Origin of the sequence: Pseudomonas syringae group sp. J254-4 (genome assembly GCF_032586855.1) — a bacterium.
Taxonomy (GTDB): Bacteria; Pseudomonadota; Gammaproteobacteria; order Pseudomonadales; family Pseudomonadaceae; genus Aquipseudomonas; species Aquipseudomonas amygdali.
On record NZ_JAWHOO010000024.1, the window covers coordinates 1 to 14,156 of the forward strand.

Annotated in this window: 11 protein-coding genes; 10 read left to right on the forward strand and 1 reads right to left on the reverse strand. The window is 60.2% G+C overall.

The window, feature by feature from the left end; all coding sequences use genetic code 11:
- Positions 1-121 precede the first annotated feature (121 nt).
- A complete protein-coding gene (locus tag RYB09_RS22545) occupies positions 122-1,225 on the reverse strand; it encodes a GlxA family transcriptional regulator (RefSeq protein ID WP_002555597.1) in 1,104 nt (367 codons plus the stop codon).
- Between the two features lie 782 nt (positions 1,226-2,007).
- On the opposite strand from RYB09_RS22545, the gene RYB09_RS22550 reads away from it, so the two are divergent.
- The 10 genes from RYB09_RS22550 to fdhA all read left to right on the forward strand — a co-directional run bounded on the left by RYB09_RS22550 (position 2,008) and on the right by fdhA (position 14,129).
- Positions 2,008-2,955: a choline ABC transporter substrate-binding protein gene (locus RYB09_RS22550; RefSeq protein ID WP_058401207.1), complete on the forward strand. Its 948-nt coding sequence runs from the start codon at positions 2,008-2,010 to the stop codon at positions 2,953-2,955.
- A 64-nt stretch (positions 2,956-3,019) separates the two neighbouring features.
- A complete protein-coding gene (gene choW / locus RYB09_RS22555) occupies positions 3,020-3,868 on the forward strand; it encodes a choline ABC transporter permease subunit (protein WP_170846044.1) in 849 nt (282 codons plus the stop codon).
- Entirely contained in the window at positions 3,865-5,043 is a 1,179-nt protein-coding gene (choV, locus tag RYB09_RS22560) for a choline ABC transporter ATP-binding protein (protein ID WP_057459396.1), read from the forward strand. The genes choW and choV overlap by 4 nt, the downstream gene beginning before the upstream one ends.
- 269 nt (positions 5,044-5,312) lie before the next feature.
- Positions 5,313-6,566, forward strand: coding sequence for a serine hydroxymethyltransferase (glyA, locus tag RYB09_RS22565; protein WP_004655925.1), 1,254 nt, complete (start codon positions 5,313-5,315; stop codon positions 6,564-6,566).
- 17 nt (positions 6,567-6,583) lie between these two features.
- Positions 6,584-7,834, forward strand: coding sequence for a sarcosine oxidase subunit beta family protein (locus RYB09_RS22570; protein ID WP_002555602.1), 1,251 nt, complete (start codon positions 6,584-6,586; stop codon positions 7,832-7,834).
- Positions 7,835-7,849: 15 nt separating this feature from the next.
- Positions 7,850-8,146, forward strand: a complete 297-nt coding sequence (locus RYB09_RS22575) for a sarcosine oxidase subunit delta (protein WP_002555603.1) — start codon at positions 7,850-7,852, stop codon at positions 8,144-8,146.
- The gene (locus RYB09_RS22580) at positions 8,143-11,163 is read left to right on the forward strand and encodes a sarcosine oxidase subunit alpha (protein ID WP_219170432.1); all 3,021 of its coding nucleotides are present in this window, start codon (positions 8,143-8,145) and stop codon (positions 11,161-11,163) included. Before RYB09_RS22575 ends, RYB09_RS22580 begins: the two co-directional genes overlap by 4 nt.
- A gap of 51 nt (positions 11,164-11,214) precedes the next feature.
- Entirely contained in the window at positions 11,215-11,847 is a 633-nt protein-coding gene (locus tag RYB09_RS22585) for a sarcosine oxidase subunit gamma (protein ID WP_316890298.1), read from the forward strand.
- 175 nt (positions 11,848-12,022) lie between these two features.
- Positions 12,023-12,880 carry a formyltetrahydrofolate deformylase gene (purU, locus tag RYB09_RS22590; RefSeq protein ID WP_003432560.1) on the forward strand — a complete coding sequence of 286 codons (858 nt, stop codon included), beginning with the start codon at positions 12,023-12,025 and terminating at the stop codon, positions 12,878-12,880.
- Between the two features lie 49 nt (positions 12,881-12,929).
- Positions 12,930-14,129 (forward strand): formaldehyde dehydrogenase, glutathione-independent, encoded by a 1,200-nt coding sequence (fdhA, locus tag RYB09_RS22595; protein ID WP_057403215.1) that lies wholly within the window; start codon positions 12,930-12,932, stop codon positions 14,127-14,129.
- Positions 14,130-14,156 lie beyond the last annotated feature (27 nt).

Genomic DNA, 14,156 nt, shown 5'->3' on the forward strand with positions numbered 1-14,156 from the left:
GCAGAGCGTCGAGAACTGCATTACCACGCTGGAGCGTGGGAACGATCATCGCAACTATCGTGCGGCGCTCCGCGTCGCATGCCGTTCTGGACGCTTCGCGTCCTCTTGTGACGTAGGGCGACTAAAGCCTCACACTCGCAAACGTCGACTCATTACGCGCCTGACTCAACGCCGACATCGGTCCGGACAAAGGCGCGAGCACCATTGCCTGCGGGATCGGCATCATGGCGACCTGTTGCGCGGTGTTGGAACCCACGCGCTCGTCACGCGGCGGAATGCCGAAGTATTCGCGGTAGCATTTGGAGAAGTGTGGCGTCGATACGAAGCCGCACACCGACGCCACTTCGATGATCGACATCGGTGTCTGCTTGAGCAGTTGCCGGGCGCGGATCAGGCGCAGTTTCAGGTAGTAGCGCGACGGCGAGCAGTGCAGGTATTTCTGGAACAGTCGCTCCAGCTGCCTGCGTGATACAGCGACATACACCGCAAGCTCGTCAAGGTCGATCGGCTCTTCGAGGTTGGCCTCCATCAGCGCCACAATTTCCTGCAGTTTTGGCTGATTGGTACCCAGCATGTGCTTGAGCGGCACGCGCTGATGATCCTGTTCGTTGCGAATGCGCTCGTAGACGAACATCTCGGAAATCGCGGCCGACAATTCACGACCATGATCGCGGCTGATCAGGTGCAGCATCATGTCCAGTGGTGCGGTGCCACCCGAACTGGTGAAGCGGTTGCGGTCCAGGGTGAACAGCCGGGTGCTCATCGACACGCGTGGAAAGGCTTCCTGCATTGAAGCCAGACACTCCCAATGCACACTGCAATCGAAGCCATCCAGCAAGCCGGCACACGCCAACGCCCAACTGCCGGTGCACACCGCGCCGAGGCGACGTGACTGACGCGCCTGGCTCTGCAGCCAACTCACGTGTTCACGCGTTACGGTGCGCTGAATGCCGACACCACCACAGACGATGACGGTGTCGAGTGCCGGGGCCTTGTGCATGGCGGCATCCGGTGTGATCTGCAAACCGTCACTGGCCCACACCTGACCGCCGTCCACGCTCAACGTGGTCCAGCGATACAGCTCGCGGCCCGACAGCTGATTGGCCATGCGAAGAGGTTCTACCGCCGATGCGAGGGAGATCAGGGTGAAGTTATCCAGCAGCAGAAAGCCGATGGATTGTGGCGCGCGGTTCTGAGGTTGAGCCCCTTGATTGAACGATGTCATCACACTATCTCCTCACATATGGCATAGGTTGGCCCCAGGACAGGCTCTTCTTATAGCCCTCGTCATTGATGGGCTTTGTGATGACATCGCAAATCCCATGCCGGAAATTGATCAGCCATTCAATAACACCTGAAAACGACGTCGCGAAGTGTCTATCCGGCAGCGACCCGAGTGTCTGTTTGCGACGCCAAGGCGCGCTGGCCGCACTCTTGATGAGCAATTCGGTAGCACACGGGGAAACGTCATGGGGCTAGACGTGCCCCAAGTGCTACTCAAGGCACGCCCTGAAAAATCAGGTCGTCAGCGGGTTTTCGCGCTAAAAGGTGGCGGCCATCGAGGCGTGTGATCAAAAACCGCGCAGCCGCTAAAAAGTGCGGACAGACCTGACGACACGACCGCACGGGCTGACCCGATAATGAACTTGTCGGCGTTACCCCCCTCCAAAAGACCGCGTTCGCGCAGGCACCGACCTGCCAACCGACCGCTGCCGACCTGCGCAGCGACTGTGTAACGTACTGGCCGTTTTTCAGCAGTCCCAACACTGCAACCGGGCGTGTGTACGATGCAACGAATCTGTAAGCGACCTTGCGCGCACTGGATACGACGCCTCCTGCACTGGATACGACGCCCCCTGTAGGCGTTTGATTTTCCCTGTTACATGATCGGTTCCGACTCGATCGCCCGGCGCAGTGATGGAGCTTCGCGAAAAGCCTCGCCAACCCATAAGCCGCGTCAGCGTTCACCTGCTGATGACTAGAAGAAACTCACAGGAGTCTCCACCCATGAAAGGTTCCAAATCGTTGCTGTTGGCCGCTACGCTCTGTATGCCGGTGCTTGCTCAGGCAGCCGAGCCAGAGGCCTGTCATACGGTCAACTTCTCCGACGTAGGCTGGACCGATATCACCGTTACCACTGCGGTCACCAGCGCTGTACTCGAGTCACTGGGCTACAAGACCAAGACCACCATGATTTCCGTACCGGTGACCTACAAGTCGCTGGCCGACGGCAAGAACATGGACGTGTTCCTCGGCAACTGGATGCCGACCATGGAAAACGACATCAAGCCTTACCGCGAAGCCGGGACCGTCGAAACCGTGCGTGCCAACCTGGAGAACGCCAAGTACACCCTGGCCGTCCCGGAAGCGCTCTACGACAAAGGCCTGCATGACTTCGCCGACATCGTCAAATTCAAGAAGGAGCTGGGCGGCAAGATCTACGGCATCGAGCCCGGCAACGACGGCAATCGCCTGATCCAGAGCATGATCGACAAGAACGCCTTCGGCCTGAAGGACGCAGGCTTCAAGGTTGTAGAGTCGAGCGAAGCCGCAATGCTTTCGCAGGTTGACCGCGCCGTGAAACGCAAAAACGACGTCGTGTTCCTCGGCTGGGAACCGCATCCGATGAACACGCGTTTCAAGATGAAATATCTGACTGGCGGTGATGACTTCTTCGGCCCCAACTATGGCCAGGCGACCATCTACACCAACACCCGCAAAGGCTACAGTCAGGAATGCAGCAACGTAGGTCAGTTGCTCAAGAACCTGTCCTTCACACTGGACATGGAAAGCACCCTGATGGGCAACGTGCTGGACGACAAAATGAAGCCTGATGCCGCCGCCAAGGCGTGGATCAAGAAAAACCCGCAAGTACTCGACACCTGGCTCGCCGGCGTGACCACCGTCGATGGCAAGCCGGGCCTGGAGGCAGCCAAAGCCAAGTTGACCCAGTAAGCCGACAGCAGGCGGGGCTGACCCGTCTGCTGCCCTCTTCACCTTCCGCAAGCGGACACCCGAAATCATGCTGACTGACCATAAAATCCCTCTGGGCGAGTACATCGCCGCATTTGTCGATTGGTTGACGGCCAACGGCGCCGACTACTTCGACGCGATTGCCTCGACACTGGAAATGATGATCCACGGGTTCACTTTCGCGCTGACCTGGTTCAATCCATTCGTACTGATCGGCCTTATCGCCGCCCTCGCGCACTTCATCCAGCGCAAGTGGGGCCTGACGGTTTTCGTCATCCTTTCGTTTCTGCTGATCCTCAACCTGCATTACTGGCAGGAAACCATGGAAACCCTGGCGCAGGTGCTCTTCGCCACGCTGGTCTGTGTTGTCATCGGCGTGCCGCTGGGCATCATTGCCGCGCACAAGCCGCTGTTCTACACCATCATCCGGCCATTGCTCGATCTGATGCAGACTGTTCCCACGTTCGTCTATCTGATCCCGACCCTTACGCTGTTCGGTCTGGGCGTGGTGCCCGGCCTGATCTCGACCGTGGTCTTCGCCATTGCTGCACCGATTCGCCTGACGTATCTGGGCATCCGCGATGTACCCCAGGAATTGCTGGACGCAGGCAAGGCCTTCGGCTCGTCGCGCCGCCAGTTGCTGACCCGCATCGAACTGCCCTACGCCATGCCCAGCATCGCTGCCGGGATCACCCAGTGCATCATGCTGTCGTTGTCGATGGTGGTCATCGCGGCCCTGGTCGGCGCCGATGGCCTGGGCAAGCCAGTGGTCAACGCGCTGAACACGGCCGACATCGCGCTCGGTTTCGAAGCCGGTCTGGCAATCGTATTGCTGGCCATCATGCTCGACCGTATCTGCAAACAACCCGAAGCCAAGGTAGGGTCCGACGCATGAGTATCATCAAATTCGACAAGGTAGACGTCATCTTCTCCAAGGACCCGCGTGAAGCCCTCAAGCTGCTCGACGAAGGCCTCACGCGTGACCAGATCCTGAAGAAAACCGGACAGATCGTCGGCGTCGAGAACGCCAGTCTGGATATCGAGAAGGGCGAAATCTGCGTGTTGATGGGCTTGTCCGGCTCGGGTAAATCCAGCCTGCTGCGCTGCATCAACGGTCTCAATACCGTCAGCCGTGGCTCGTTGTTCGTCGAGCATGAAGGCTCGCAGATCAACATCGCCAACTGCAGCGCGGCCGAGCTGAAAATGATGCGCACCAAACGCATTGCGATGGTCTTTCAGAAGTTCGCCCTGATGCCTTGGCTGACAGTACGCGAGAACATCAGCTTCGGCCTGGAAATGCAGGGTCGCCCGGAAAAGGAACGACGCAAGCTGGTCGATGAAAAGCTCGAGCTGGTGGGCCTGACCCAGTGGCGCAACAAGAAACCGGACGAGCTGTCCGGCGGCATGCAGCAGCGAGTGGGGCTGGCCCGCGCACTGGCAATGGATGCCGACATTCTGCTGATGGACGAACCGTTCTCGGCGCTTGACCCGCTCATCCGCCAAGGCTTGCAGGACGAACTGCTGGCCCTGCAAAGCAAGCTGAGCAAAACCATCGTCTTCGTCAGCCACGATCTGGATGAAGCCCTGAAGCTCGGCAGCCGGATCGCGATCATGAAAGATGGCCGCATCGTTCAGTACAGCGTGCCGGAACAGATCGTCCTCAACCCGGCAGATGAATACGTTCGTACCTTCGTTGCGCATACCAACCCACTGAACGTGCTGTGTGGTCGCAGCCTGATGCGCACGGTAGATGAATGCACGCACGTCAATGGCTCGGTGTGTCTGGACCCGAGCGGCGACTCATGGCTCGACCTGGCCGAAGGCAATGTGATCAAGGGCGCACGGCAAGGTGCCACGCCCCTCGATCTGCAGAACTGGACCCCCGGCCAGGACGTCGGCACGCTGGACCGTCGCCCTACCCTGGTGCACTCCAACATCGGCATGCGCGACGCATTGCAGATCCGCTACCAGACCGGCAACAAGCTGGTCCTGCAGGATGGCAATAAAGTGGTCGGCATTCTCGGGGATACCGAGCTGTATCACGCGCTGCTGGGCAAAAACCACGGCTAAGGCCTGAACGTTAGCGCCTGAAACCGACAAGCCCGCTCCCCTGCGCTGGAATCAATCCAGCCGGGAGCGGGCTTTTTCGTTTACGGCCTCGTCACTGCACAACGCCCCTTCTGCTATTTCTGTTCCCTTGGCCCCCATGTCGTAAACGCACCTTTGTGTGGCGTCCATAGGCATTTGGCGACTTCGGTCCGGCCCTACCATCGCTCTCAGAGGGCTCTGTTCGGCCCTAACGACAAGTCAGGCGCCGCGCCGCCGCTGGGAGATCCGCGATGTTCAGCAAGCAAGACCAGATCCAGGGTTATGACGACGCACTGTTGTCGGCAATGAACGCCGAGGAGCAGCGTCAGGAAGACCATATCGAGCTGATCGCCTCGGAGAACTACACCAGCAAGCGTGTGATGCAGGCGCAGGGCAGCGGCCTGACCAACAAGTACGCAGAGGGCTATCCCGGCAAGCGTTACTACGGCGGCTGCGAGCACGTCGACAAGGTCGAGCAACTGGCCATCGAGCGCGCCAAACAGCTGTTCGGGGCCGATTACGCCAACGTCCAGCCACACTCCGGCAGCCAGGCCAACGCAGCGGTCTATCTGGCGTTGCTGCAAGCAGGCGACACTGTATTGGGCATGAGCCTGGCGCACGGCGGTCATCTGACCCACGGTGCCAAGGTCAGCTTCTCGGGCAAACTCTACAACGCCGTGCAGTACGGCATCGACACCACCACCGGGCTGATCGATTACGACGAAGTCGAACGTATCGCCGTCGAATGCCAGCCGAAAATGATCATTGCCGGTTTCTCGGCCTATTCGAAGACGCTGGATTTTCCGCGTTTTCGTGAAATCGCCGACAAGGTAGGTGCCTACCTGTTCGTCGACATGGCGCACGTTGCAGGTCTGGTGGCTGCCGGTCTGTATCCGAACCCGCTGCCGTATGCCGATGTGGTCACCACCACTACGCACAAGACACTGCGTGGCCCGCGCGGCGGCCTGATTCTCGCCAAGGCCAACGAAGAGCTGGAGAAGAAATTCAATTCCGCCGTCTTCCCGGGCGGTCAGGGCGGCCCACTGATGCACGTTATCGCCGCCAAGGCCGTGTGCTTCAAGGAAGCGATGGAGCCAGGTTTCAAGGCTTATCAACAGCAGGTCATCGACAACGCACAAGCGATGGCGCAGGTATTCATCGACCGCGGCTTCGATGTGGTTTCAGGCGGCACCGACAACCATCTGTTTCTGGTCAGCCTGATCCGTCAGGGCCTGACCGGCAAGGACGCCGACGCCGCGCTGGGCCGTGCGCACATTACCGTCAACAAGAACTCGGTGCCCAACGACCCGCAGTCGCCTTTCGTGACCTCCGGCCTGCGCATCGGCACGCCGGCCGTCACCACCCGCGGCTTCAAGGTGACCCAATGCGTCGAGCTGGCGGGCTGGATCTGCGACATTCTCGATAACCTCGGTGATGCCGATGTCGAGGCCAACGTCGCCAGCCAGGTAGCAGCCTTGTGCGCCGATTTCCCGGTTTATCGCTGAGTCAGGAGTAGCCTTACATGCAGCATTACTCAGGCTTCGGCCTTCTCAAGCATTCCCTCAGCCATCACGAAAACTGGCAGCGCATGTGGCGCACGCCGACCCCGAAAAAGGTCTACGACGTGGTCATCGTCGGCGGTGGCGGGCACGGTCTGGCGACTGCCTACTATCTGGCCAAGGAGCACGGCATCACCAATGTGGCCGTGGTCGAGAAAGGCTGGCTGGGCGGCGGCAACACCGCGCGTAACACCACCATCGTGCGCTCCAACTACCTGTGGGACGAGTCGGCCCACCTTTATGAGCACGCGATGAAACTGTGGGAAGGCCTGTCTCAGGACCTGAACTACAACGTCATGTTTTCCCAGCGCGGCGTCTACAACCTGTGCCACACCTTGCAGGACATGCGCGACTCCGAGCGGCGTGTCAGCGCCAACCGCCTGAACGGTGTAGATGGCGAGCTGCTCAACGGCAAGCAGGTCGCTGAGGAAATCCCATACCTGGACTGCTCGAAAAACACCCGTTACCCGATCATCGGCGCAACCGTTCAACGCCGTGGCGGCGTGGCCCGTCACGACGCAGTGGCCTGGGGCTTCGCGCGTGCCGCCGACGCCTTGGGCGTGGACCTTATCCAGCAGACCGAAGTCATCGGCTTTCGCAAGGAAAACGGCGTGTGCATCGGCGTCGAAACCAACAAGGGTTTCATCGGTGCCAAACGTGTCGGCGTGGTAACCGCCGGTAACTCCGGGCACATGGCCAAACTGGCGGGCTTTCGTCTGCCGATCGAGTCACACCCTTTGCAGGCACTGGTCTCCGAGCCGATCAAGCCGATTATCGACAGCGTCATCATGTCCAACGCCGTGCACGGCTACATCAGTCAGTCCGACAAGGGCGACCTGGTGATCGGTGCCGGTATCGACAGTTGGGTCGGTTACGGCCAGCGTGGCTCATACCCGGTTATCGAACACACTATTCAGGCCATCGTCGAGATGTTCCCGGTACTGTCGCGTGTGCGCATGAACCGTCAGTGGGGCGGCATCGTTGACACCACGCCGGACGCCTGCCCGATCATTTCCAAGACGCCGGTGCCGAACATGTTCTTCAACTGCGGCTGGGGCACAGGCGGCTTCAAGGCCACGCCGGGCTCGGGCAACGTGTTTGCCGCCAGTCTGGCCAAAGGCGAAATGCACCCGCTGGCCAAACCGTTCTCCATCGACCGTTTCCACAACGGCGCGCTCATCGACGAACACGGCGCTGCAGCCGTAGCCCACTAACAGGAGAACCCGACCATGCTGCATATCTTCTGTCCTCACTGTGGCGAACTGCGCTCCGAAGAGGAATTCCACCCGTCCGGTCAGGCGCATATCCCGCGCCCGCTGGACCCCGGTGCCTGCACCGATGAGCAATGGGGCGACTACATGTTCTTTCGCGATAACCCGCGCGGCCTGCACCACGAGCTGTGGATACACGCTGCCGGTTGCCGCCAGTACTTCAACATGACGCGCAATACCGTGACCTACGAGATTCTCGAAACCTATCCGATTGGTACGAAGCCGCAGTTCACGGATCAGGGAGACAAGGTATGAGCCAGACCCAGCGCTTGCCCAACGGCGGCCGTATCAATCGCAGCAAGGTGCTCAACTTCACCTTCAACGGCCAGACCTATCAGGGCTTTGAAGGCGACTCGCTGGCCTCTGCCCTGCTGGCCAATGGCGTCGATATCATCGGCCGCAGTTTCAAATACTCCCGCCCGCGCGGCATCTTCGCAGCGGGTTCGGAAGAGCCAAACGCCGTGTTGCAGATCGGCGCGACCGAAGCGACGCAAATCCCCAACGTGCGCGCCACGCAACAAGCGCTCTATGCAGGACTGGTCGCCACCAGCACCAACGGCTGGCCAAGCGTGAACACCGACGTCATGGGCATTTTGGGCAAGGTCGGCGGCAAGCTGATGCCACCGGGCTTCTACTACAAAACCTTCATGTACCCGCAATCGTTCTGGATGACTTACGAAAAGTACATCCGCAAGGCTGCGGGCCTGGGGCGCTCGCCGACCGAGAACGATCCGGACAGCTATGACGCGATGAACCAGCACTGTGACGTGCTGATCGTCGGCGCAGGCCCAGCCGGCCTGGCCGCCGCGCTGGCTGCGGGCCGCAGTGGTGCCCGAGTGATCGTTGCGGATGAACAGGAAGAGTTCGGCGGCAGTCTGCTCGACAGCCGTGAAAGTCTCGATGGCAAACCCGCTGCCGAATGGGTGGCTACGGTGGTCGCCGAGCTGAAAAGCCTGCGCAACGTGACACTGCTGCCGCGCGCCACGGTCAACGGCTACCACGATCACAATTTCCTGACCATTCACGAACGTCTGACCGATCACCTCGGTGATCGCGCCCCTATCGGCATGGTTCGCCAACGCATGCACCGGGTACGCGCCAAGCGTGTGGTGCTGGCTGCCGGCACTCACGAGCGCCCGCTGGTTTACGGCAACAACGATGTGCCGGGAAACATGCTGGCCGGCGCCGTTTCGACCTATGTCCGGCGTTACGGCGTAGCGCCGGGAAAAAAACTGGTGCTGTCCACGAACAACGACCATGCCTACCGCGTTGCGCTGGACTGGCTCGACGCCAGCCTGCATGTGGTTGCGATTGCCGATGCGCGGCACAACCCGCGCGGCCCGCTGGTTGAGGAAGCCCGTGCCAAAGGCATTCGCATCCTGACCGGCAGCGCAGTGATTGAAGCGCGTGGCAGCAAACGCGTGACAGCTGCCCGCGTCGCCGCCATCGACGTCAAGGCGCACACCGTCACCAGCCCCGGCGAATGGCTTGAATGCGATCTGGTGGCCAGTTCCGGCGGCTACAGCCCGATTGTGCACTTGGCCTCGCACTTGGGTGGCAAGCCGGTATGGCGTGAGGACATCCTCGGGTTTGTACCGGGCGAAGCACCGCAGAAACGTATCTGCGTAGGCGGCGTCAACGGCGTCTACAGTCTGGCTGACAGTCTGGCCGATGGTTTCGAAGGCGGCGTGCGCGCTGCCAGTGAAGCAGGCTTCAAGGTTGTTGAAGGCGTGATGCCCAAAGCCCTCAGCCGTGCGGAAGAGCCGACGCTGGCGCTGTTTCAGGTGCCGCACGAGAAAGGCACCGCTCGGGCACCCAAGCAATTCGTCGACCTGCAGAACGACGTGACCGCTGCCGCCATCGAGCTGGCGACTCGCGAGGGCTTCGAGTCGGTCGAGCACGTAAAACGCTACACCGCGCTGGGTTTCGGTACTGATCAGGGCAAGCTGGGCAACGTCAACGGTCTGGCCATCGCCGCCCGTTCACTGAACGTGTCGATCCCGGAAATGGGCACCACCATGTTCCGTCCCAACTACACGCCGGTCACGTTCGGCGCGATAGCCGGGCGTCATTGCAAACACATCTTCGAACCCGTGCGTTTCACTGCGCTGCACGCCTGGCATGTCAAAAACGGTGCCGAATTCGAAGACGTCGGCCAGTGGAAACGGCCGTGGTACTTTCCGAAAAACGGTGAAGACCTGCCCGCAGCCGTCGCTCGCGAATGCAAGGCTGTGCGCGACAGCGTTGGTCTGCTGGACGCTTCGACGCTGGGCAAGATCGACATTCAAGGCCCGGATGCCCGAGAATTCCTCAACCGCATCTACACCAACGCGTGGACCAAACTGGACGTGGGCAAGGCTCGCTACGGCCTGATGTGCAAGGAAGACGGCATGGTCTTCGATGACGGCGTGACTGCCTGCCTTGCCGACAACCACTTCCTGATGACTACCACCACAGGCGGCGCTGCACGCGTCCTGCAATGGCTGGAAATCTATCAGCAGACCGAATGGCCGGACCTGAAAGTGTATTTCACCTCAGTGACCGATCACTGGGCGACCCTGACGCTGTCCGGCCCCAACAGCCGCAAGCTGCTCAGCGAAGTCACCGATATCGATCTGGGCCGTGAAGCCTTCCCGTTCATGACCTGGAAAGAAGGTCTGGTCGCAGGCGTGCCGGCACGCGTGTTCCGTATCTCGTTTACCGGTGAGCTTTCCTACGAGGTCAACATTCAGGCTGACTACGCCATGGGCGTTCTGGAAAAGATCGCCGAGGCAGGCAAACAGTACAACCTGACGCCTTACGGCACTGAAACCATGCACGTACTGCGCGCCGAAAAGGGCTTCATCATCGTCGGTCAGGACACCGACGGCTCGATGACCCCGGACGACCTGAACATGGGCTGGTGTGTCGGCCGGACCAAGCCATTCTCCTGGATCGGCTGGCGCGGTATGAATCGCGAAGACTGTGTACGCGAACAACGCAAGCAACTGGTCGGCCTCAAGCCTGTCGACCCGACCAAATGGCTGCCAGAGGGTGCGCAACTGGTGTTCGACACCAAACAGACCATCCCGATGAGCATGGTCGGTCACGTGACCTCCAGCTATGCACACAACTCGCTGGGCTATTCGTTCGCGATGGGCGTGGTCAAAGGCGGCCTGGCGCGTATGGGCGAGCGGGTGTTCGCGCCTCTGGCAGACGGCAGCGTGATCGAAGCCGAGATCGTTTCCTCGGTGTTCTTCGATCCAAAGGGTGAGCGCCAGAATGTCGAGTAACACGCGGAGCGCCGATCATCAGCAGCACACAGAATTCAAGGCAGGTGATTCATGACCAAAGCGAACGTTTACCAGCAGCGCCCGACCACCGATGTCAAAGCCGAGTCGCCGCTGTTCCATGCAAACCTCGACAGCCTGATCGGCAAGGGTCGCGCCAGCCCCGGCGTGTTCCTGCGCGAGAAAAAGCTGTTGGGCCATCTGACTATTCGCGGTGATGCCCACGACCAGGCCTTCGCCGCTGGCGTGCACAAGGCGCTGGGCATGGAACTGCCAGCGGCACTGATGCTGGTGGTCAACGGCGAAAGCTCACTGCAATGGCTTGGCCCGGATGAATGGCTGCTGATCGTGCCGAGTGGCGAAGAGTTTGCGGCAGAGCAAAAGCTGCGCGAGGCGCTGACCGGGCTGCATATCTCCATCGTCAACGTCAGCGGCGGCCAGTCGATACTTGAACTGACCGGGCCGAAAGTGCGTCAGGTGCTGATGAAGTCCACCAGCTACGACGTGCACCCGGACAACTTCCCGGTGGGCAAGGCCGTCGGCACGGTGTTCGCCAAATCACAACTGGTGATCCGCCGCACTGGCGAAGAAACCTGGGAACTGCTGGTGCGCCGCAGCTTCTCGGATTACTGGTGGCTGTGGTTGCAGGATGCGAGCGCAGAGTACGGGCTGAGCATTCAGGCGTGAAGAGCCGGGAACCGGGGCTGAAACCGTAGCGTCGGTCTCAATGAAGACTCTTGGATTATCGTTCCCACGCTCCGCGTGGGAACGCAGTTCCGGACGCTCTGCGTCCTGCCCAAGCCTACAGGCTGGCACTGTCAGTCATATTTGCGGATAACAAATACTCTGGAGCATTGATTCAATGAGCCGCGCGCCCGATACATGGATTTTGACCGCCGACTGCCCCAGCATGCTGGGTACGGTAGACGCAGTGACGCGCTTTCTGTTCGAGCAGGGTTGCTACGTCACAGAACATCACTCCTTCGATGACCGTCTCTCGGGACGCTTCTTCATCCGTGTGGAATTTCGTCAGCCCGAGGCTTTCGACGAGCAGGCGTTCAGGGCCGGGCTGAGCGCGCGCGGTGAAACGTTCGGCATGATCTTCGAACTCACGGCGCCCAACTACCGGCCAAAAGTAGTGATCATGGTCTCGAAAGCCGATCACTGCCTCAATGACCTGCTCTACCGCCAGCGTATCAATCAACTGTCCATGGACGTGGTCGCGGTGGTGTCCAATCACCCGGATCTTGAGCCATTGGCTGGCTGGCACGGCATTCCGTACTACCATTTCCCACTGGACCCGAACGACAAGCCCGCGCAGGAAGCCAAAGTCTGGCAGGTCATTGAAGAGTCTGGTGCAGAACTGGTGATTCTCGCCCGCTACATGCAGGTCCTTTCACCCGATTTGTGCCGCAAGCTGGACGGCAAGGCCATCAACATCCACCACTCGCTGCTGCCCGGTTTCAAGGGTGCCAAGCCTTACCATCAAGCTTACAACAAGGGTGTGAAACTGGTGGGTGCCACCGCGCATTACATCAACAACGATCTGGACGAAGGCCCGATCATTGCTCAAGGTGTGGAAGTGGTTGATCACAGCCACTATCCCGAAGACCTGATTGCCAAAGGTCGAGACATCGAAGGTCTGACACTGGCCCGCGCAGTGGGCTATCACATTGAACGGCGGGTGTTCCTCAACGCCAACAGGACGGTGGTTTTATAGCTGCAACGGCTTCTCTCTGCTTCACCACAATAAAAGCGAGGTGACATGTATGTCTGGTAATCGCGGTGTAGTGTATCTCGGCGCTGGCAAGGTCGAAGTGCAATCAATCCCCTTCCCGAAAATGGAAGACCCACGCGGCAAGCGCATCGAACACGGCGTGATCCTGCGCGTAGTCTCCACCAATATCTGCGGCTCTGATCAGCACATGGTGCGTGGTCGCACGACGGCGCAAACCGGGCTGGTCCTGGGTCATGAAATCACCGGCGAGGTGCTGGAAGCCGGGCGCGACGTGGAACATCTGAAAGTCGGTGATCTGGTTTCTGTGCCGTTCAACGTGGCCTGCGGTCGCTGCCGCAGTTGCAAGGAACAGAACACTGGCGTCTGCCTGACGGTCAACCCGGCCCGCCCCGGCGGTGCATACGGCTACGTCGACATGGGCGACTGGGTCGGCGGTCAGGCTGAGTACGTGCTGGTGCCTTACGCTGACTTCAACCTGCTCAAACTCCCGGACCGCGACGCGGCGATGGAAAAAATCCGCGACCTGACCTGCCTGTCCGACATCCTGCCCACCGGCTACCACGGCGCAGTGACTGCCGGGGTTGGCCCTGGCAGTACGGTTTATGTTGCAGGCGCCGGCCCGGTCGGCCTGGCTGCGGCGGCGTCAGCGCGCTTGTTGGGCGCGGCGGTGGTAATCGTCGGCGACGTCAACCCGAAACGCCTGGTCCACGCCAAGGCCCAAGGCTTCGAAATTGCTGACCTGTCCCTCGACACGCCACTGCACGAACAGATCGCTGCCCTGCTCGGCGAGCCTGAAGTGGATTGCGCCATCGACGCCGTAGGCTTCGAAGCACGCGGTCACGGCCATGCTGGCGCTCAGGCCGAAGCACCCGCCACCGTTCTCAACTCGTTGATGGGCGTGGTGCGCGTCGCAGGCAAGATCGGCATCCCCGGCCTGTACGTCACCGAAGACCCGGGAGCCGTGGACGCCGCCGCAAAAATGGGCAGCCTGAGCATTCGCTTCGGCCTGGGCTGGGCCAAATCCCACAGCTTCCATACCGGCCAGACCCCGGTCATGAAATACAACCGCCAGTTGATGCAGGCCATCATGTGGGACCGCATCAAGATCGCCGACATAGTGGGTGTAGAGGTGATCAGTCTGGATGAGGCTCCGCGGGGTTATGGCGAGTTTGATTCGGGCGTGCCGAAGAAGTTTGTGATTGATCCGCATGGGTTGTTTGGTGCTGTGTAGTCATCTAACAGCAAATAGGTTTATTGA

Coding starts and splice junctions, on each gene's coding strand:
- RYB09_RS22570 (WP_002555602.1), top strand. CDS start 6,584: ATGCAGCATTACTCAGGCTTCGGCCTTCTCAAGCATTCCCTCAGCCAT.
- RYB09_RS22580 (WP_219170432.1), top strand. CDS start 8,143: ATGAGCCAGACCCAGCGCTTGCCCAACGGCGGCCGTATCAATCGCAGC.
- purU (WP_003432560.1), top strand. CDS start 12,023: ATGAGCCGCGCGCCCGATACATGGATTTTGACCGCCGACTGCCCCAGC.
- RYB09_RS22545 (WP_002555597.1), bottom strand. CDS start 1,225: ATGACATCGTTCAATCAAGGGGCTCAACCTCAGAACCGCGCGCCACAA.
- RYB09_RS22585 (WP_316890298.1), top strand. CDS start 11,215: ATGACCAAAGCGAACGTTTACCAGCAGCGCCCGACCACCGATGTCAAA.
- choV (WP_057459396.1), top strand. CDS start 3,865: ATGAGTATCATCAAATTCGACAAGGTAGACGTCATCTTCTCCAAGGAC.
- RYB09_RS22575 (WP_002555603.1), top strand. CDS start 7,850: ATGCTGCATATCTTCTGTCCTCACTGTGGCGAACTGCGCTCCGAAGAG.
- fdhA (WP_057403215.1), top strand. CDS start 12,930: ATGTCTGGTAATCGCGGTGTAGTGTATCTCGGCGCTGGCAAGGTCGAA.
- glyA (WP_004655925.1), top strand. CDS start 5,313: ATGTTCAGCAAGCAAGACCAGATCCAGGGTTATGACGACGCACTGTTG.
- RYB09_RS22550 (WP_058401207.1), top strand. CDS start 2,008: ATGAAAGGTTCCAAATCGTTGCTGTTGGCCGCTACGCTCTGTATGCCG.